Source organism: Enterococcus sp., assembly GCF_032555305.1.
Taxonomy (GTDB): Bacteria; Bacillota; Bacilli; order Lactobacillales; family Enterococcaceae; genus Enterococcus_A.
On record NZ_JAWGOQ010000030.1, the window covers coordinates 47,079 to 68,008 of the forward strand.

General features: G+C 42.5%; 17 protein-coding genes and 1 pseudogene. 1 reads left to right on the forward strand and 17 read right to left on the reverse strand.

Annotated features, from left to right (window positions below):
* Window positions 1-3: 3 nt before the first annotated feature.
* The 11 genes from E6139_RS18275 to E6139_RS18325 form a co-directional block, all read right to left on the reverse strand.
* A complete protein-coding gene (locus tag E6139_RS18275; protein ID WP_316404956.1) occupies window positions 4-1,509 on the reverse strand; it encodes a BCCT family transporter in 1,506 nt (501 codons plus the stop codon).
* Between the two features lie 71 nt (window positions 1,510-1,580).
* Window positions 1,581-2,900 carry a betaine reductase selenoprotein B gene (grdH, locus tag E6139_RS18280; RefSeq protein WP_316404958.1) on the reverse strand — a complete coding sequence of 440 codons (1,320 nt, stop codon included), beginning with the start codon at window positions 2,898-2,900 and terminating at the stop codon, window positions 1,581-1,583.
* 19 nt (window positions 2,901-2,919) lie between these two features.
* On the reverse strand, window positions 2,920-4,245 hold the full coding sequence (locus E6139_RS18285) for a glycine/sarcosine/betaine reductase component B subunit (protein WP_316404960.1): 1,326 nt from the start codon (window positions 4,243-4,245) through the stop codon (window positions 2,920-2,922).
* A gap of 305 nt (window positions 4,246-4,550) precedes the next feature.
* Window positions 4,551-5,708: a glycine/sarcosine/betaine reductase complex component C subunit alpha gene (gene grdD, locus E6139_RS18290; protein WP_316404962.1), complete on the reverse strand. Its 1,158-nt coding sequence runs from the start codon at window positions 5,706-5,708 to the stop codon at window positions 4,551-4,553.
* Between the two features lie 4 nt (window positions 5,709-5,712).
* The gene (gene grdC, locus E6139_RS18295; RefSeq protein WP_316404964.1) at window positions 5,713-7,248 is read right to left on the reverse strand and encodes a glycine/sarcosine/betaine reductase complex component C subunit beta; all 1,536 of its coding nucleotides are present in this window, start codon (window positions 7,246-7,248) and stop codon (window positions 5,713-5,715) included.
* 83 nt (window positions 7,249-7,331) lie between these two features.
* A complete protein-coding gene (gene grdA / locus E6139_RS18300) occupies window positions 7,332-7,796 on the reverse strand; it encodes a glycine/sarcosine/betaine reductase complex selenoprotein A (protein WP_316404966.1) in 465 nt (154 codons plus the stop codon).
* Window positions 7,797-7,842: 46 nt separating this feature from the next.
* Window positions 7,843-8,160, reverse strand: a complete 318-nt coding sequence (gene trxA / locus E6139_RS18305) for a thioredoxin TrxA (protein ID WP_316404968.1) — start codon at window positions 8,158-8,160, stop codon at window positions 7,843-7,845.
* A gap of 129 nt (window positions 8,161-8,289) precedes the next feature.
* Complete coding sequence (gene trxB / locus E6139_RS18310) at window positions 8,290-9,219, reverse strand: thioredoxin-disulfide reductase (protein WP_316404970.1); 930 nt, start codon at window positions 9,217-9,219, stop codon at window positions 8,290-8,292.
* A 711-nt stretch (window positions 9,220-9,930) separates the two neighbouring features.
* Entirely contained in the window at window positions 9,931-11,262 is a 1,332-nt protein-coding gene (gene ltrA, locus E6139_RS18315; RefSeq protein ID WP_410470550.1) for a group II intron reverse transcriptase/maturase, read from the reverse strand.
* 500 nt (window positions 11,263-11,762) lie between these two features.
* A complete protein-coding gene (gene hypD, locus E6139_RS18320) occupies window positions 11,763-14,165 on the reverse strand; it encodes a trans-4-hydroxy-L-proline dehydratase (RefSeq protein WP_316404974.1) in 2,403 nt (800 codons plus the stop codon).
* Between the two features lie 46 nt (window positions 14,166-14,211).
* The gene (locus E6139_RS18325; protein WP_316404976.1) at window positions 14,212-14,991 is read right to left on the reverse strand and encodes a glycyl-radical enzyme activating protein; all 780 of its coding nucleotides are present in this window, start codon (window positions 14,989-14,991) and stop codon (window positions 14,212-14,214) included.
* 175 nt (window positions 14,992-15,166) lie between these two features.
* Between E6139_RS18325 and E6139_RS18330 the strand changes: the two genes are divergently transcribed.
* Window positions 15,167-15,709, forward strand: coding sequence for an XRE family transcriptional regulator (locus E6139_RS18330; protein WP_316404978.1), 543 nt, complete (start codon window positions 15,167-15,169; stop codon window positions 15,707-15,709).
* 34 nt (window positions 15,710-15,743) lie between these two features.
* On the opposite strand, the gene E6139_RS18335 is transcribed toward E6139_RS18330, so the two are convergent.
* The 6 genes and pseudogenes from E6139_RS18335 to E6139_RS18360 all read right to left on the reverse strand — a co-directional run bounded on the left by E6139_RS18335 (window position 15,744) and on the right by E6139_RS18360 (window position 20,463).
* Complete coding sequence (locus tag E6139_RS18335) at window positions 15,744-16,487, reverse strand: methyltransferase domain-containing protein (RefSeq protein ID WP_316404980.1); 744 nt, start codon at window positions 16,485-16,487, stop codon at window positions 15,744-15,746.
* Window positions 16,480-17,288, reverse strand: a pseudogene (locus tag E6139_RS18340) (N-formylglutamate amidohydrolase). Before E6139_RS18340 ends, E6139_RS18335 begins: the two are co-directional and overlap by 8 nt.
* A 105-nt stretch (window positions 17,289-17,393) precedes the next feature.
* Window positions 17,394-17,720 (reverse strand): PTS lactose/cellobiose transporter subunit IIA, encoded by a 327-nt coding sequence (locus E6139_RS18345; protein WP_316404981.1) that lies wholly within the window; start codon window positions 17,718-17,720, stop codon window positions 17,394-17,396.
* A 46-nt stretch (window positions 17,721-17,766) separates the two neighbouring features.
* Entirely contained in the window at window positions 17,767-19,122 is a 1,356-nt protein-coding gene (gene celB, locus E6139_RS18350) for a PTS cellobiose transporter subunit IIC (protein WP_316404982.1), read from the reverse strand.
* A gap of 26 nt (window positions 19,123-19,148) precedes the next feature.
* The gene (locus tag E6139_RS18355; protein ID WP_316404983.1) at window positions 19,149-19,478 is read right to left on the reverse strand and encodes a PTS sugar transporter subunit IIB; all 330 of its coding nucleotides are present in this window, start codon (window positions 19,476-19,478) and stop codon (window positions 19,149-19,151) included.
* Between the two features lie 31 nt (window positions 19,479-19,509).
* Window positions 19,510-20,463: a N(4)-(beta-N-acetylglucosaminyl)-L-asparaginase gene (locus tag E6139_RS18360; protein WP_316404984.1), complete on the reverse strand. Its 954-nt coding sequence runs from the start codon at window positions 20,461-20,463 to the stop codon at window positions 19,510-19,512.
* Window positions 20,464-20,930: the final 467 nt, after the last annotated feature.

Sequence of the window (20,930 nt, forward strand, 5' to 3'; positions counted from 1 at the left end):
TATCTATAGCTTAGCCTCTAATTTTTCTAGCTCTGGCGGCTCGGGTATCTTGTCTGGCTGATTTTTCTCCTGCATCAACGCCTTGAACAGACAGGCGGCACACAGCAACATGATTACCGTCAGCGGCAGTGCTGCTACGATCGAGCAGGTTTGTAAAGCATCTAAACCACCCGTCATCAATAGAACTAGCGCCAATAATGCTTGGATCACACCCCACAAGATTTTTTTATCATTGCCGGGGTTCAAGTCGCCTTCCGATGAGAACATCGACAATACAAAGATGCCGGAATTGGCCGAAGTGATGAAAAAGGTACACAATAGACAGATTGCTATGATTGAAAAGACCATGCCCATCGGATATTCAGCAAAGACCACAAAGAGCGCGGTTTCCGTCACTTCTTTGGCTTTTTTGATGATCCCGATATCAAGGTTAAGCCCAAGACTGCCAAAAACTGAGAACCAGATGAAAGAGACCATTGAAGGAGCAATCATAACCCCAAGAACAAACTCTTTGATCGTTCTTCCCTTGGAAATTCTGGCAATAAACGTCCCGACAAATGGTCCCCATGCGATCCACCATGACCAATAGAAGATCGTCCACGAGCCGAGCCATGAATTGTCCCCGAACGGATTGATCGAAAAGCTTTCTGAAATAATATTATTGACATACCCTCCAAAAGAGTTGGTAAAAATGTTTAAAGTCATGATTTTCGGACCAATCAAGAAGGCGCCTACCAGTATAGCGATTGCCAGATAAAGATTGATATCAGACAACAGCTTGATTCCTTTATCGATCCCACTGACCGCTGTCCATGTATAAATCACTGTCAAACCGACGATAATGATGATTTGAACTAAACGCGTAGTAGGAATATCAAATAGATAGTTTAATCCCGAATTGATCTGCAAGGTTCCTTGACCAAGTGACGTTGCGATACCGGCTACAGTCGCGAAGACCGCACAGATATCGATTAGTTTTCCAATCGGACCTCGAACTCCTTTTTCTCCAAGAATCGGCAGGAAGATACTGCTGATCAATCCGGGAGTCTTTTTCCTAAATTGGAAATAAGCTAAGGCCATTCCAATAATCGAGTAAGCCGCCCAAGGATGAAAGCCCCAATGCAAGAAAGATTTCTGCATTGCCATATTTGCAGCTTCCTCAGTTCCGCCAAAAGTTGTAAAGTGATTCAACGGTTCTGCAACTCCCCAGAAAACCAAGCCGATCCCCATCCCTGCTCCAAATAGCATAGCAAACCAAGATTTATTGCTATATTCAGGCACAGAATCATCAGGACCCAGTTTTATTTTGCCAAAGCGACTAAAAGCAATCAATAACGAGAAGACGACAAAAACAAACATTGCAATTAAATAAAACCAACCAAATGTATCAACCAAAAAGGCTTTCGTGCTATTCATCGCTTGCGCAAATGGATCTGGTGCGATCAGACCGATCAATACGATCACGGCCGTAATCAATAGAGATACGTAAAAAACTACATTTTTTTTCATCCGAACATCTCCTCTTCAAAGTTTTTTATTGGACGAGCCGCCAATCAGCAGCTCGCCATTATTTTTGACAATTAAACTTTTACTTCAAAGAGTCGAGGTTCTTCAATTTCAGTGGATAAGGCATCTAACGCGACTCCCACACGATGGTAACGGAGCTTGTGTTGAACATCTTTCGGTGTAGCAGGATCCCCCAATGGATATGGAATCGAAATCGTCGGTACAATTCGGTTCACACCTACTGTACGAGCTACTGGAATCAAGTTCGCCATCTGGACGATCGTAATTCCGGCTTTTTCAACTTCTCTGGTCATCGTTGCACCGCAACGAGTACAGGTTCCTCAGGTGGAGGTGAGGATAACGGCCTTAACCCCGTCATCAATCAATTCCTGAGCAATCTCTTGCCCCATCCGAGTGGCTTCGGCTTGTGTCGTTCCGGTTCCCACAGTCGCGTAGAAATATGGATACACGCCGCCGATTTTTCCTTCTTTTGCATACTCTTTCATTACATCCAGTGGCAGTACCACGTTTGGATCATCATTGGCCGCAGCCGGGTCAAAACCAGCGTGGATCGTCATGAACTCGCCTTTTTTCAGCTCGTCCATTTCTTCCACATTATATTTGCCCCATTTCGTTGCTGAAGCAGATTGGATCCGGTCTGGGTTTCCAACTGGAACAATCCCGCCGGAAGTCACTAAAGCAACTTTGATCTTGGCTAATTCTTCAGCTGGGATCGCTGGAGCGATTGGTGCCCGTTCCGATTTAGGAATGATCAACTCAGATTGATAGTCTTCCCCGTTGACTTTTTTCAGCAACATGTCGATGACACGATCTGTTGCTGGCACTGGAGGATTCAACCAAATTTGATCACGAACGCCGCGACCAAAATAGCCTTCTTCAGCGGCTGAATTCAGCTTTTCGCCAAACAATAAACGTAACGCAAAATCTGTCATCTTCGCCACATCTTTACGCATTGCCGCCGCACTTGCTCCGCCTTCGAAAATGTACATTTCCTTACGATACATTTCAACACCCGGATTTTCTTCATTCATCGAGGTGATCGCAGGTACGCCAAATTTCTTCTGAACGGCTGAACAAATGTGACCACACGCCGCACCATATCGTCCCGCACGAAACGCTGGACCTGCAAAGAAAATATCAAACTCTTTATCATCTAAAAACTCAAGAATGCGTTTGATCGCTTCATCCGTTTCCGAACCCATGAAATTGTCTCCACAGATGATGGTATGAGTAATTTCTACCTCGCCTTTTAAAGCTTTGTTATAAGCCATCCCCGGGCCAACAATTCCTTCTCTAATTTCCGGCTCATGGCCAGCGAATTCTTCGCCGCCGATCTGGCCGAAAAATTGATTGAGATATAAAATCGCTTTCATAGTTTCCCTCCTCTATTTTCTAGAATTCAACCATTGTCTTCGTTGACCAGCCGACTACTTGGTCTCCGCAGAACATTGCGTTGTTTTCCATAATGATCGATCCATCTTCTTTCACTGATGCTCCAAGGATCTCATCATTTGACCAGCCGCCTGAAAGTCCATCGCGAGCCAATGCTTCCAACTCACCCAAAACAGTCTTCATCGGTGGTAATTCAATCAAAGTAGACACGTTCCCTGTAGAAACAATCGCATCGCATTTTTCATCCATCGATACAAGTGGTTGGCTTGCGCCATCACGACCAGTACATTCATTGGTTAAGCCGATCGTCTTCACGCCCGCGTCTTCCAGCGCCACGTAACAAGCAGTGAAGTCAGCATCCGGATTACCGTATCCTTCTTCGGCAACCACTGCGCTGTCAGCACCCAGGCTTTTCGCCATTTGTGCGACAAATAATGCTGCACGTTCTTTTTGTTCCAAGGCAACGTTAAGGTTCGACATAATAATCCCTAAGAAGTTGATAGTCTTCCCATGCTCTTCATACAAACGTTTGATCATCGGGAAATTTTGAAAATCATAAGTTGACCATTTTGATGAGCACGGCATAAAGGAACCAGAGATCATTGCGCCATCTAATACTTCATTCGGATGCATGAAGGTCGGCAGCATCAGATTACAGTCCCAGCCGTAATTCAAATCATTGTATCCTGAATCTTCCATTTGTGATTGTGGCTGTAAAACAAAGACTACACTCGGTAATTTATTCACTGCTTCACTGCGTTTCGTAACTGGCTCCAATTCATACGTCTCTACTTCATCGGATTTCAAGCCTTTGGTCACTGCTCCAATGTATTCAGCAAGACGCATCCCTGCCCAACGCAAAGCATGATTTTTCTTTTGCTGTTCATGCCATTCAAATTCTTCATCGGTATCAGCGACCAAAACGACATTTTTAAGTTGAGAATAGTAGGTATATTTCGCCCCTTCTCCGCTCATATCGATTAGTCCATCTTGGAATCCACCCCAATGCTGACCGACAACTAGGACGCTCATATCTTTCAAGGCATGAGTCACTCCATCGCCCGCCTGCATCAGTTTTCCAGTTACACCAGGAAATCCAGGTCCTCCTCCAACACGATAACGAGGTTCGATCGCTTCCTTGACCGGAACTAATCGGACTTCATCTCCGGGATTAACAATATGCAGCTCTGCTTCCGTGATGTGTTCATCTTCGAAAACAACATTTAACGCTTCTTTTTTATTGATCGTCAAGATACCATCGACATATTCTGTTTTATCTCCAAATTGAATATCTTTGACGTGAAAATTTGCGATATCTAATTTCATTTGCTTGCTCCTTTCTCATTTTGAGGAAATAATTTTTCTTGGGAAAAATTAGTCTTATCTTCGAGCCGTATGTCATTCCTCTATACTGCTTGATTCATAAGTCCGTCATTTTCATGAATCGTTTTTTTGATTATGAACCCTGCGAAAAGAGGAATTGAAATCCTTTCTCAATTTCGAGTTAGATACCATTTCCGGTTGAATCAGATAAAATGGTATCCCAGCTCAAATCAATGCATAACGATTGAATGCTTTTGTATAGAGTAAAATTCAGATACTTTTTTGTTTAGAAAATCACGAACGCTGGATCAGCTGCCGATATAACCGGCATCAACTAAGTGAGCCTTTGCTTCAGACAAGCGTTTTTCCGCAATCATCACCACTGGACCAGTACACCCCATACCGCTCTCAGCGTATATTCCTTGCTTCCACAAATGTTGGACAGCATCTTCTAAATCCAAAATTTCAACTCCATGAATCTCCTCAGTTACGATCTCTTTATCTGGTTGAGCAACTTCTTCCTCCACCGCTTCTTTTTGCGGTTGCGCTTCCTTCAATAGCGTGTCTAAAGAAGCTTGCTTCAGCTTGGCAAACTCCGTTGCTTGAATTTGCTGGAAGTTTCCTCGCACCAATTCATCCGCGAATTCGATCGCACCGCTAACAACCGGTGCTCCTGAAGCACGTGATACGATCATGATCAGCTTATCCATGCCTTCTCCTACACCGGGACCATAGCCGAATCCTAGAGATTCGTAATTTCCGCCAGTACTATAGGAAGAAAAGATCTTTTGCAAAATATTTCCCGTTAAGGAATCCATCACCATGACATCACAAGTCCCTGCAAGCACGTCATTGCCCCGCATGATTGCTCCGCCATCGCTGCGATTCGATTTTGCAAAATGGATTGGATAACCATTTTTCGCAAGTTTTTTTAAAGTGATCTCCGCTTGACGCGCGCCATCAATATTCAATAATCCTATGGTTGGTTCCGCAATACCGCAGGCTTTAGCCGTGATAATACCATATAGTGCATTCAACACTAGCGCTTCTACTCGTGTTAACGCAGAAGTGCCTGTCGTCGTTGCCAGATACATGTGCTTCCCTTTGGCTGGTGTAAGAACTCGACCAACAGTGGAAACACCGATCGGAAACGGATAATGCATTGTCACACCAGCATCCGCAATGCCTTCAGTCAACAGCTCTTCTAATTTTTTATGCCCTTCATCTGCATCTGAAACCAAAAGACTTTCAATGCCTGAATAGTCAATTTCCTGCGTTCCGATGACTTTTACAGAGATTCCCTTATCCGCAGCCATTTTTGCGGCTTCAATCAACTCCGCTTCATCATGTTCGCTTCCTAGCGCAGTCAAGGCTACCGTTGATGAAACACTTCGGCCGGTCTCTAACGTATCCGCAAGTTCTTGAAACACATCAGCGATCATCTGTTTTGTTTCTTTTCCGGCCATAGGATTATTCCTCTATCTTTCCAGCAAGATGGCTCGCGAAGTCCCGGAGAGATTCCGCAATCAATTGCTTGATTTGATCTTCGGAAACAGTTTCTTCCTGTTTTCCGCTATTTTTCTGCATTACAAATGAAATTCCATCAAACAAGTTTGTCATGCGGCCTAAGAAGAGGCTGCCTTTTCCAACAAACATTGCTCGATTGACCTTACCAGCCATAATTTCATTTCGCCCAAAGCCCAGATATGGGATACCAGATGGAATATGCCCTTGAGTCGGCGCCCAGCCGACCATTCCGTGCTGCTTGACGAAATCAGCCAATTCGGATTTTTCGATTTGTTTTTTCATGACCGCTAGTGCACCGATCATTTTGTAGTTGGCCTCTGGCACATTTCCTGCTCCCGCTGGCTTGGTGATGTCTGGATTTTGCATCTCAACCGAATATTTATCGATATCTGTTAATTTTAATCCGGCATTTTCCAATGGGATGCTGGTTAGTGATGAGATAACCTTTTGTGGTGACGCTCCTGTTCCAACGGTATGTCGTCCGACTATATCGATATTCAATTCTGGACTGACACCATCATTTTCAGAGATCAATACCGCAAAACTAGCGACACAGTCTTCTAAGATCGGTATCCCTTTGTTCAAATGATCTTTTCCGTTCATGCCTAACTTCGCAGTAGAACCGCCGGCGGCAACAATGACATTTTTGAAAACACCAGATTTCACTAATGAAGCCGCTTGGATCAAGGCATGCGTGGGTCCAGCACAAAAACCGCGAACATCGCTGCCTGTTGCATTTTCCAGACCAGCCATTTCCGCTGCTGCTTTCGCAAAGTTCCCGCCGCCGCGTTGATTCATATCTCCGCAGGCTTCTTCTGAACATTCCAAAACATATTCAACTTCGCTTGGATCAATGCCAGTCTGCTGCAGTAAATGCAAGATCGCGATCGTACAAGATGCTTTTGAAACAAGGTTCTCAAAAATGACATGGGCAAATAAGGTATCATCTAAATTATGAGCGGCTTTTACACAGCCTACGACTTCGCCGTTGTAATAGATCGGCTCCGCCTTTTCATTTTCGATGAAACCTGAGATTTCTTCAGAAGAAACTTCCTCGGAAAACTTTGCCAAAACTTTCTCATCCAATAATGGATGGTTATCTAGTTTGCTTTTTACTGATTTGTTAAACGCATCAGATAATTTGACCAAGTCAAAGACATCGACATATTTCATCATCCCGATGAATTCATCTTCAGGCATGATTTCACCAAAAGCTCCTTGGCGTTTTTCAACAGACTTTTTATCGTACCAAGGAGTCTCGATCTTTTCGAGTTCCTCTGGTGTCATGTTGCCAATATAGACTTGGTTCGGTGGATAGGATACACAAGTTTCGTAATCACGTAAATGTTTGCTTATTTCTTTCAAGTATTCTGAATCAGGATCAATTTTTCTTTGAAGTGTTTGAGTAGTGCCGTTGTGGACTACCATATCTGGGGTATGTGCAAGAAAATAGCTCGACCCTTTCAATACGCTATACATAGAAACATCCTTTCTTTTCAAAATTGTGGGATGATGCTGGACAAGTCAATGTCCAGCATCATCAAAAAAGCTGTACATTGAACTTATTCACCTATTTGACTTCGAATTGAAGTCATTTCGTCAACGATATCGTCAACGTCTAGTACCATTTCCATCATGCCAACTTGTTCCTCATACAGCTCAGAGTCGATCGCTTCTTTCATTTCTGGTTCCACGATATGATATACGTCAAGTCCTAACTGGACTCCTGACAATGGACCGGCATACGTAGGGTCGCCTAAAGTTACAGTTTCAGCCGCTAAACCAGCAGCTTCGCCTTCTGCTGCACCGAGAACAACAACGATATTCTCAGCACCGAATTCCTCTGTAAATTCTTTTACCCTCTTTTGGTTTTCCAGATCCATTGCGCCCGCGGCCGTTCAGACAAAGCATTCAGTGGATGAGAATACTACATCTGCGCCTAGTGGTTTCACACATTCTTCAATGGCTTGGCCAGGAACGCCGTCTCTGTCGCCGAGGATGATAACTTTTTTGTCTTTCAGCAACATCTTGATTCCTCCTTGTTTTTTTATATTATTTAATCGGTTTTACCCGTTAAATATACTTTTTGATCATTGCTTCTACATTTTCGGGAGTCGCGTCGTCTTTGACTAACTCTTCGACCTTTTCCCCATCCTGATAGATTGCAATGACTGGTATTCCAAGAATCTTTTGTCCGATCGCCACTCTTCTGGCTTTCGCCGTATCTAATTTTGCGAAGGGAATATTTTCACCATATTTGTCAGCAAATTCTTCGATGCTAGGCATCAAAGCCTGACACGGTTCGCAGGTTTCTGAGAAAAAGTCCACCAGCATCGTACCTTCGCTCTGTAAGACTTCCGCTTCAAAATTCTTTTTGTCTAAAACTTTCATATGTCCACTACTCCTTATTCAGATTAATGTCTCATTTTCATGCCGTATATCATTCTGCTAAGCTTACTGAAGCAAGAAGCAGAACTGACATCCTTATTCAGATTAATAATCCACACTTCAAGAAAAATTCTAATGATGCAAATACTTTTCGACTGCGACAGCTGCTGTGCAACCGTCGCCACTGGCAGTCACTACCTGGCGAACATTTTTCACCCGGACATCGCCTGCTGCATAAACACCTGGAACGTTCGTCGCCATTTTTTCATCGGTTTTGATGTAGCCATTTTCCATTTCTACGACATTTTCAAAAATTTTCGACTGCGGTAAATAGCCGATAAAACTGAAAATACCGATCAGCCCGTCTTCTTCGTCAGCTTCGAAGCGGGTCGTTTCATTTGTTTCAGTGTTGCGGATCGTGATCGCTTCAACGATGCCGTCGCCTTCAAGACTTTCCACCACCGAATTGTACACATAGTGAACTTTTTCGTTCGCCATAATTTGCTCGATCGCGATGGCATCTGCCGTTAACTCGGCTAAATTCTGGATGATCGTCACTTTACGAGCAAAGGTCGATAGGAACATCGCTTCTTCTACTGCTGAATTTCCACCGCCGATCACAAAGACTTCCATATCTTCAAAAAAGGCTGCGTCACAGGTTGCGCAATAAGAGAGACCCTTACCCATGAATTCCTTTTCATTTTCACAGCCGATCGGACGCGGATACGCACCAGAAGCAATAATGACTGAACGACCACGATATTCTTCTTTGTTTCCTTTGATTACCTTCACGTCATCCAACAAATCTACTTCAATGATCGTATCTGCTGCCCGTTCAACCCCAAAGGAGGCTACCTGTTCCGTCATCCGCTTGATCAACGAGCGACCAGATTCTTTTTCAAGACTCCCTGGATAATTTTCAATCTCAGAGGTCAGAATAATCTGTCCACCATCCTTTCCTTTTTCAATCAATAATGTTTTTAGCCTCGCTCGACCGGCATAAATGGCTGCTGACAAACCTGCTGGTCCTGCACCGATGATGATTACGTCATACACTTGCATAGCTATCCTCCATCCCTTTCTTTATAAAATACGATGATTAATCATCGTGATTTTTGAAAATATCGTTTTTTTGATTTTGACCGATTTTTCCTTGAACCTTTACAAAAAGCTTTATATTGTGATTTGAGTCACAATTGAATGGTGAGAAAAATTCAATCTCATAAAAAATCAGGTTTCCGTTCGATTAGTCGATTGTCGACAAACGACTAACGAACTCAAACTCATTCTATCAGCAATCATTACACTATGCAATCGCTTTTATACTCAAATTTTTCGTTATTTATTTTTCAAATAAGTATTAGAAAATTTTCTGTCAGTTGATAGTAAGCCAGTTTATTAAAACTGTTATGCTTTTTTATTCAAGTTCGTTATTGACTTCACTTTAGAATTACTATTGTCGAAGGATTGCTTTTCTCTATTTGAGTGTGATGCTACATCGTCGACCCATTCTAAGCTCTTTGATAACTGTTTCGAATACTAGCTAAAGAAAAGCAACTATTGATCACTGATTTTTAGAAAAAATCTGCAGCTACTGTTCTCTTAAATTGGAAAAATTTGTTTTTTTATTTCCTCTCATTTTTTAATGATCCATTGACTAATTCGATAATAAAATTTTGCGCAATCAACAGATCGAGTAGGAGATGAGTGATTAGTTCACTCATCGTCCCCTCACACCACCGTACGTACGGTTCCGTATACGGCGGTTCAGTTTTACATGACATGTTTTGTTTGGTAATATGAACGAGCGAATAGTAAGCCTTGGCTTGCTATTTGTTCATTCGTGAGTGTTGTAGTTAGTACCCACGAGTAGGCTATTCTGGCAATCGACTTGCTGGAATAGCTGTTTTTGTATGCGTCATTCTTCGACATACCGAGCTTGCGTAGGTGCTTTCGTCGGTTTTTAGGTGTTTTCCATTGTTTCCAAATACACATTCGCAAACGCACTCGCAGGTTACTATCAATCTTTTCTAGGACTGTTTTCATCTTGGTCATACGAAAATAGTTTACCCACCCTCTGATCTTCTCGTTCAGCTTTTCTATTCGATAGCTCGTACTGACGCCCCAATTCCTTTTTGTCAGATCTTTGATTTTCTTACGAAAATTGTTCACAGATATCGCGTGAGGTTTTGGCTGATAGTTCTTTTCTTGCCAATCCCAATAAAAGCCAAATCCTAAGAATTTGAAGTCTGGATCATTTGGGCGAATAATTTTTGATTTCTCCGCATTGACAATCAGTCCTAGCTTCTCCTCGATAAAGTGAACGATGTTCCGCATGACTCTTCTGGCAGCCATTTCGCTTTTCACGAAGATGATACAATCATCGGCGTATCGAACAAACCGCAGGTTTCGTGAGTGCAGCTCTTTATCCAGCTCATGAAGCATAATATTGCTTAACAAGGGAGAGAGATTCCCTCCTTGAGGCGTTCCGATAGGTGATTCGATAAACCCCTCATCGGTACTGATCCCGCTCACCAGATATTTTCTGATAAGGGAAATCACGTCGCCATCTTTGATCGAATTCGACACTAGATTCATCAGCCGATCATGATTGACCGTATCAAAGAAACGCTCAAGATCAATATCCACAATCCATTGATAGCCATCGTTCATAAACTCTAATGCCTGTCGAATAGCCATTTCTGCTCGTTTGCGTGGACGAAAACCGTAGCTGTATTCGCTAAACTGCTTATCGAAGATCGGACCGATCACTTGCGCGATCGCTTGCTGGATCACTCGGTCTACGACCGTTGGAATCCCCAACAATCGAACACCACCATTCGGTTTTGGAATCTCTACTCGCAGGACAGGTTCCGGCTTGTACGTTCTTTGTCGTATCTGCTTTCGCAACTCGCTTTCATGTCTAACAAAATACATTTTCACTTCATCCACCGTCATCCCATCCACACCAGGTTTTCCTTTGTTCTTTCGAACTTGTTTGATCGCCTGATTCAGATTGTCGGTGCTTAAGATTTTCCACATTAGTTTGTCGGTGTACATGTCTGTTATTCCTTTCTTTCTCGTAAAGTCGGTATCTACTTTCATGCTCATTGCCAGTAGTCTTTATCGACTTCCAATCGAGAGTTTCCTAACGTAAAACTGTTCAGCCCTTCGCTCGTTCTATCTTTCAATAGAAGTCCTCGCTACTATGGCTTCTGCTGACTTCTCACGTTCCAGTCTGATATCACTATCAGATTTTGGTGTAGAATCGTGAGACCTCCCCAGTTAAGGCGCAAACTCTTCCTCTCCATCTATCCGCCACATCTACACCGCTTGATTGTTGCAGTAACTATCGGGCTTCAGCTTCTTTTGCAGCCTCACCCTCAAACGTCGCCTTTATGTGATTTCTGTTCGTCGGACCAGAGATTTGTCTCGGGCTTCCTTCAGATTCCACCTCACGATGGACACCCTTGCCTCTGACTATGCGCTTTCCGTTACTCGGACACGCTCGGGACTTGAACCCGTTAGAGTTTGCCCATGCTGGGCAAACAAAAAAACCGGAGCATCAAATCTCCGGCTTAAATCATTCTATTAAAGTGTTTCATTTACCCAAATGCTTGCTCTGTTCTTGAGATGATCTCATCTTGCAGGGCTTTTTCTAGATTGTTGAAGTAGTCGCTGTAGCCTGCTACCCGCACGATCAAGTTTTCATATTCTTTCGGATTTTTCTGTGCTTTCAGTAACGTTTCACGATCAATCACATTGAACTGGATATGGTGCCCATCCAATGCAAAATAACTACGCACGAGCGATGCCATATTGGTAATTCCAGCTTCTCCAGCGACTACGCTAGGAGTGAACTTCTGGTTTAGCAAGGCTCCGCCTGTTTTGGTTTGATCGATTTTTGAAGCAGATTTAATCACCGCGGTCGGACCGTTGCGGTCAGCGCCTTTTTCTGGTGAGATACCGTCTGGCAATGGAATTCCTTTATGACGGCCATTTGGTGAAGCTTCCATCACTTGACCGAAATAAACGTGGCAGGTCGTTGGTAAAAATTCAACAACCGTTTTTGAGCCTTTTGGTGTTGGGCGTCCTGCGATGACCTCTTGTAAGGATGCAGCCACATCGCGTAACAGTGTATCCGCGTAGTCATCATCATTGCCGTATTTTGGTGTCTCGTTATAGACTCTGTCATAAATCTCATCATAATTTTCAAAATCCGCTTCGCAGGCAGCTAATAAATCTTCCATTGTCATGGTCTTTTCTTCAAAAACATTGTGCTTGATTGCCGCTAAGGAATCGGTAATTGTTGCGATTCCGACACATTGGATGTAGCTGGTATTATAGCGGGCACCGCCTGCATTGTAGTCTTTCCCAACTTTGATACAATCATCCGACATCACTGACAGTAACGGTACTGGCATGAATTCCATATACATCCGTTCAATCATGTTATTCCCCGCAACCTTCACATCAACAACGTATTGTAACTCTTTATGAAAAGCTTCAAAAACTTCTTCATAGGTCTCCATTTCAGTAAAGTCACCTACATCGATTCCCACCTGTTTATCTGTGTAATGATCGTAGCCGCGATTCATAGCCAGCTCAAATACTTTCGGGATGTTCAAGTACCCGGTAAGTACATAGGCTTCTTTTCCTGCTACACCAACCTCGACGCAACCGGAACAAATGCCGCTTTCTCGAGCATCATCGACCGATTTTCCGAGATAGCTTAGCTCTGCTAAAATTGCTTCAGAGTTATACATCGCCGGCTGTCCCCAGCCTTTGCGTGAGACCTTCAAGGCTTCACGCAGGAATTTTTCTGGAGATTTGCGCGAAATCTGAACGTTCGAGCTTGGCTGCAATAATTTCATTTCATCCATGACTTCTAAAATTAAGTAGCTGACGTCACTAACGCCGCTGGTTCCATCTGGACGCAACGCTCCGGTATTTAAATTACAGAAATCCGTATAGGTGGCACTTTCTTTTAAAGTAATACCCACTTTTGGCGGTGCCGGCTGGTTATTGAATTGAATCCATAGATTTTCTAGAAGCTCTCGCGCTTCCTCGCGGGTTAAACGACCTTCCTCAATATCCTTTTCATAAAAAGGCTCTAAATGTTGATCCAGTTTACCTGGAGAATAAGCATCCCAGTTGTTCATTTCTACCGTTACGCCAATATGGGTGAACCAATACATTTGAATCGCTTGACGAAAGGTTTGCGGTGCATGCTCTGGCACCACGTCGCAAACTTCTGCCAAATCTAATAATTCCTGTTTCCACTGAGGATCTGTCTCTGTTTCAGCAAGCTCACGGCATTGCTGCGCATAGCGTTTACCGTAGATAATCATGCCTTCACAGACCAGCTTCATGCCTTCTAGCTCTTCCCGTTTATTTAGAGCCTCCATATCATTGTTGTAGTCCAGATTATCGATCTCTTGCTGGATCTCCGCCTTGAAATCCGCAAAGCCCTTTTGATACATTTTTCCATCCGCTACTGTATGTCCCGGACCGCGTTGCATCAAGAACTCGGTATATAAGCCAGCATCAAATAGTAAATGCCATTCTTCCGGCAATAAACGATTCATCCGTGTCATCATTGCCCGTTCGTGCCAGTAAGGAATAATGACTTCCTCTTGGATACGACGATCTTCATCACTCACACGGAAGAAAACTTTTTCGCGATTGTTCATGTTCTCAAAGTCATCCATTGTGTGACAGCATAATTCAGGAAAAGTCGGTGCAGCCCAAGGTTTATCACCTTTTTCGCCTAGAACAAGTGAGCCTTTTTCTATATAGTTTGTCCGATTTTCCATAATGTACTTGAAGGCTTTTCCTCGCAATACTGGCGCAGAAACTTTGCCTTCCCATTTTTTGTAGGCTTCGGTCAAAAGAACCGCCCGTTCCATCGAAATACTTGGAGTACATTCCTTGTCGCTGATCTCCCGTAAACGCTTGATTCGCTCGGTGCTGCCCCTTCTAGTTGGTTCGAGTGTTAATTCTGTCATTGATTTTCCTCCTAGTTTTTATGGTCTACTCTATTTTTTTGCTTAATTATCCACCAATCGTTACTTGATACCCTGCGTCCTGATAGACCCTCTGCAGCCGTTCAACCTTCTCGTCAGTTGGTTTGCGAAAATTCTGTGTGCATACCCGCTTTAATCGTTCATACTTGTCACGACCAAAATCATGATACGGCAACAATGATATTTCACTGACATGAATTTTTTCTTTCGTTAGCCAGTCAATGATTTCTTCGGCGTCCATTTCCTCTGCATTAATTTCATCCAACAGGATCAAACGGAGATTAATTTTCGCTTGCTGCTCTGATAAGAAACGTAAATTTTCCAATACTAGTTGATTGCCTGCTCCTGTATACAGCTGATGATTATGTGAATCTATGAACTTTAGATCGTACAAAAATAAATCTGTATACGGTAGTATTCGCCGATAGTTCTCAGTTGGCGCCACACCACAAGTATCAATTGCAACTGAAATACCTAATCGCTGACATTCTTTGGCTAATTCCTCTACATATTCCATATTTTGAGCCATCACCTCACCGCCAGAAAAGGTCACCCCACCGCCTGACTGATCATAAAAAATTTGATCGGTCTGAATCTTTTTTACTAACTCACGGATCGTATAATCTTTTCCGATCAGCTCTTCTTTTCCATATTTATTTAACATGATTTCTGGGCTAAAAACTTGGCTTTCCGGATTGTGACACCATTCACATCTAATAGGACACCCTTTGAAGAAAATTGTCGTTCGAATTCCTGGACCGTCATGAGTCGAAAACTTCTGAATATTAAAAATCGTCGGCTTTTTCACGTTCTTCCCTCCCGTCTTAATTATAAAGTCCGAGAGATACAGTTGCAAGCGCTTTATTCATAATAGTGAATTTTTTATTTTAATTTTCTTGAATAATTTCATTTTAATGACGAATAGAAATTTACTTACTTTTCGGGTATACTAAAATTAATTAATTGATGTGAGGGATCAGCAAATGAACATTGGGGAAAAAGTGAAAAACTTGCGCAACGAACGAGGTATGACCCTTAAGCAGCTTTCTGAAGCTACGGGCTTATCGACGGGGTTCTTGTCTCAATTTGAGCGGGGAATCACTACTATTGCAGTAGAGCACTTGTCGAACATTGCGGCTTTATTTAAAGTAAAAATCAATTACTTCTTTGAAGAAGAACCAGAGATCGAACCAATCGTTCGTGGCTATGACCAGCCGGTGATTCACAAATTGAACAATATGATCTACAAGCAATTGAGTCGCACACCGCAGGATAAGAAAATAGCGCCGAAAATGATCGAGATTATGCCCCATGAAAAACGTGAATTACCTACTACCTATCCGCATCATGGAGAAGAATTTGTCTATGTCTTGGAGGGCATCTTGACCTTAGTGATCGAGGAAAAGACCTATCAGCTTTATCCTGGCGATTCTGCCCATTACTTTTCGACGATTGATCACAATTGGGATAATCAAACCAGCAATGTCGTTAAATTTATCGTTGTGCATTATCCAAATGACTACTAAAAAGCGCTCGATCAAAAATGATCGAACGCTTTTTTTACTTAACTGCGGAAATTCCGAAATTTATATCTCTGATGAAGACAGCTTGGGCATTTTTCATTTCTTTTGACAGCTTTTCTTCGGTGACACTTTCCAGCTCGGCTTTTGTGGCTGCTCCAGCCTGAATGATCCGCTTTTCCATCACCTGCAGCAGCCAAGCAAGATCGCTGCCAGTTTCTGATGTCTGTAAGACCGCTTCAGCACGAACGTCCTTCACCTGTATACCTGCTTTGGTGAACAGCGAGTACATTTCCGAACCAATGTGGATATTGCCCTGCTCATGCGCTACTGTTGCCCAGACCCATTGCTGAGCTTTTGAGTGCAGTGGAAATGTTTCAATTAGTGCTCCGTCTCCAATCGCATCACTTTCTTGAAAAATCATCCGCCCACCAGGCTTCAGGCATTTGACCAGATCGCTGATCGCTTGAAATGGATCGGGCAGATACATCAATATCCTTCTGCCAATGATCGCGTCAAAGGTTCCCAGCTTTTCTGCCGCCTCTTCAAGTTTCATAGTCATGAACTGAATATTAGTTAACTGTTGCTCAGCGGCTGACTTTTGTACCGTTGTAATAACCCCCTCATTGATATCAATACCAATGATTTCACCAGTGCCATTCATCAATTCCCATGCTAAAATACTAACTTCACCGCTACCGCAGCCAACATCTAAAATTCTCATCCCTTCTTTTAGTCCCGAATCGAGCAGTAATTTTCGGGTAAACGCATTGCGATCATTCATCTTGAAAATCTCCTCTATTTGAAAGTTCTGCATACAACTTCTCAAAAACCTGTTCTAATTGTTCCTGTGCCCGATAAAATAATTCCGGATCATACTCGGTCAGTTCTTCCTCACCAAATGAACGTTTCCCAATGTATTGATTGTAGCGGATTTCTAGCTGTGCTGCTTCAATGCCGCTTTGCTCGCTGTAATGGCGGGTAATAAATCCGCCCCGAAATGGATGGTTGTTTGAAACACTGTAACCTGCATCTTCCAATAATTGCGACAACTGCTCTCGCAAATCAACGCTGGATGTTTGGTCCGCTTGATTGCCGATCACGAAATCAGCTGGTTCTCGCTCGTCATTATTGGGGTATTCCGCAAAACTATGGAGATCAAGGAGATAAACATTAGCAAAGTGCTGTTTTTTCTGATCAATCAGTCCTTGCAGCGCATGATGATATGGCCAATAATACTTTTCCAGGCGCTCGCTGATAATTTCTTTTGTTAAGGCCTCATAATACAGAGGATTGCCAAAGGTATTCTGCTGATAGACGACCGTATTTTGATAATCCTCTCCCGCCATTTGACTCTCACGATTTGGATCAGCGACGTAACGATTCACTCGATTTCGATCACCGTACAGCCTTTCGTCACCAAAAACTGATACAGCTCGGGTAAAAACCAATCCGTATTCGCTAAGACCGCCTCTTTCCGCAAGCTTTCTCGCATTTCCACAGGAAGCCATGTACCACTGTGAGGCAGGCTGATAATTATTGGATATACGTTTTTTTCTTCATTATAAATAGTGAATGGTTTCATCGACTTCCCAGCTTTCTTCTTAGACTCCACTTGATTATAAATGTTTCCTCTGTTTTTATGAATACAAAAAACCGACAAAGAAATGAGTCTTTGCCGGATTATGATTCATTTATTTTCCAAAACTGTAATGCGTTTATACATATCAATCAGTTCTTGCGTTAAGCCCAAATAAGAAATAGCATTCATTAAATGATCCTGACTATGAACCATCAATAGGGTCACCTCTGAGTTGTTTCCGCTAGCTTCGGCAGTTAAAAGGCTCGTCTGAGTGTTATGTGCTTCGACTAATGCTTCATTTGCGGCCTTCATTCGCTCCTCGGCTTCAGAAAAATTGTTGTCCTTCGCTGCGGCTAAAGCGGCAACTGCTTCGCCCTTGGCATTTCCCGCGTTCATGATTAAGCCCATAACAACTTGCAATTGATCATCATTCATTTGTATAAATCCCTTCTATTATAAGAATAAACTGTCCACTCAAGTTTTAGATTTCATCAAAATCAAAGGTGTCGAAGTCGATTTCTTCTGCTTCCAGTTCTTCTGCTTCTTTTTCTTGTCGCAGGTATTGATCATCTAATACTTTGATGAATGGATAATAGATTGCCATTCCCAAGACGATCAATATCGCCTGCAGTACAGCGGCCTGCCAACCACTGACTAGGAATCCAGAAATAATTGGCGGTGTCGTCCATGGTAATTGAATACCATTCGTATAAGCAACGATTCCCCAATCCATCGCGAAGTAGGAAATAATAATATTAATAGTAGGAACAAGAGCAAATGGAATCAAAAGAATCGGATTCAGCACAATCGGCAGTCCGAAAATAATTGGTTCGTTGATTCCGAAGATACTTGGAACCAATGATAGCTGCGATAATTTTTTCACGCGTTGGCTCTTACAGAAAAGGACCATTACGATAATTAGTGATAGGGTCGACCCACCACCGCCAAATGTCGCAAACATATCTTGAAACTGACCAGTAATGATATTCGGAATTTCATGACCATCTTTAAAGGCTTGCATGTTTTCTACAGATAGCGCACGTAAAACGGGATTGAATACTGCACCAACAACACTACTTCCGTTTATCCCGAAGAACCAGAAGAAATGTAAGAATAGATACGCGATAATCATCGCACCAAGCGTATTACCTAAGCTCAATAATGGCGTTTGTAAAAATTTGAAGATTACATCCTGCAAGTTCCCCATAGAAGTTAGCGAAACTAGCCAGTTAAGGACGAACATAATCGTAACAACAACAAAACTTGGAATCAAAGCTGCAAAAGATTTCACTACGGTCGGAGGAACGCCTTCTGGCATCTTGATTGTCCAACCGCGACGAATCACAGCCGCAAAAATCCGAGTAGAGACAAGAGCAATAATCATCCCTAAGAACAGACCGCTTGAACCCATCCATTTTAATGGTAAACTAGTTACTTCAAAAACTTGGGTACTGTTTTCCGGTGTAAACATTGTCGTATAAGGGGTTAAGATGAAGAAAGAAACCAATGCTAAGGCAGCAGACTGAATCGCATCAATTTCTAATTGACGACCTAAGCTGTAGGCGATTCCCACAACTGCTAAAATAGTCATCACATCGAAACTAGCAGAGGCTGGTACCGACATCAAAGACTCCCAATTGTCTCCTAAAATCGGAGATATCATATTACTCCAATTCGGAATCGGAAAATTCGCAAGTAATAAGAAGAAAGAGCCAACAATTAATAAGGGCGTTGAAATCAAAAATCCGTCACGGATCGCAATCAAATATTTATTTTCACCGATGACTTTGGCTAACGGTGTCAAAACTTTTTCCAACCAGTTTAAAAACTTTTGCATCTTTTTATCCTCCAATCATTTCGGTACTATTTTTTATTTTGTTTGATCAATTTTAGAACTTCTTTCATCGCCTTTTCGCCATCCATCATGCCGTATATCTCTGGTGCAATCACAGCGACTGGAATGCCCTGCGGCGCAAATTGTTCCTTCGTTTTTTCAAACAAGAATTTTACTTGTGGTCCTAAGAGAATCGCTACCGGTTTTTCTTTTTCGACTACTTCTTGGGATCGAGCTACTGGAAAAGCCGTGATTTGCAGCGGCATATTATGCTTTTCTACGACTTCCATCATTTTATTAACCATAATACTCGTTGACATTCCGGCATCACAAAATAGATAAATTTGTTTTTTACTCATGTTCTTCACTCTCCTATTTTTATCAATTGTTTTATGCAATTGGTGCTTTTATCCGTTTTTCATATGCTTCTAACCATTCCTGTGTAATAGGCTGAATATCGGTGGTATGATCAGGCCCCATGTTAGCAATGTAAATCTGAGGTGCTTCATGATCGTTCCCCACACTGAAGGTGAATTCCACATTCGTAGCAACGCCCCAATCGCCATTCTTATTCATCGCGACTAGTGAAAAGGCCCCAGCCTTTCCGTAGCGTGCAGTCAGCTTATCATGAAATTCGTAGACGGCTTTATCACAAGCGGCTTGCGGTTCCAATCCTTCACCCATCAAACGGACGATTTCATAGGATAGGCAGCCCTTCATCAAATCTTCGCCTAAGCCGGTGGCAGCGGCTCCGCCAATTTCGCTATCAACATAGAATCCTGATCCGGATAATGGTGAATCGCCGACCCTTCCTGGCTTTTTCATGAACAGTCCAGAGCTAGAGGTTCCTGCTGTCATGGTCCCCATTTGGTCTAGTGTGATCGCACCGACCGTGTCGTGACCATCATACGGATTCAGATTGTTCTCGTGAATCTCCTTCAAGCGTTTTTCCCAAATTTTATGAGCACGTTCGGTCAGCATACTCTTTCTTTCGAAACCTTCCAGCATTGAATATTTGGTCGCCCCCTCGCCTACACGAAAGCTGTTGAACTTATCTTTACTGAGTTTGCGAGCGACCGAGATTGGATTTTTTACATCGGTAATCCCAGCAACTGCGCCGATTTCAAATGTATCACCGTGCATGAAGGCTGCATCCATTTCTAAAATTCCTTCTGCATTTGGCAATCCGCCATAACCGACCGATTTATAGTAAGGATAATCCTCTACTGTTTTGATCAAAGTTTCTACCGCGTCACCGGCTTCTTCTTTTTTTTCTAATAAACGCAATGCTTCTGCTACACCATCGTGTGCCATTCGCCATGTGGCAATTGCTCCCCACGCCATCGTTGTGCTCCTTCCGTTACCGTTTACATTTTCAAAATCTGAATTCATTATAGATAGTATATACTGTTTTGTATATACTAAATTTGAAATTTTTTTATCTTTTTTTAGCGTTTTCTCAGTAATTAGGATAATTGGGGCAACTAATCCTTCCTGCAAGAAATGATATAAGAAGTGTAGAAACTATAAATGCAGACTAAGACTAGACTCAGTGACGGCTGATTCAAGCATTGGTCTGTTTTAGGTATATTTCAATCATCTACAAAAAGATGACTATAAACCGTCATTTTTATCATAATTCGAACATTTATTTTGTTTTTTGATGAATTATAGAAATTATTCACAATAATCATTATATTTGGAGCAACAGAAAAATAACCCAAAAGATCACATTCTTAGAGGTGGGGAAATTGAGAGAGCAATTCCTGTAATTAGACATGTTTATTGGACATGTTCATTTGATAGGGGGT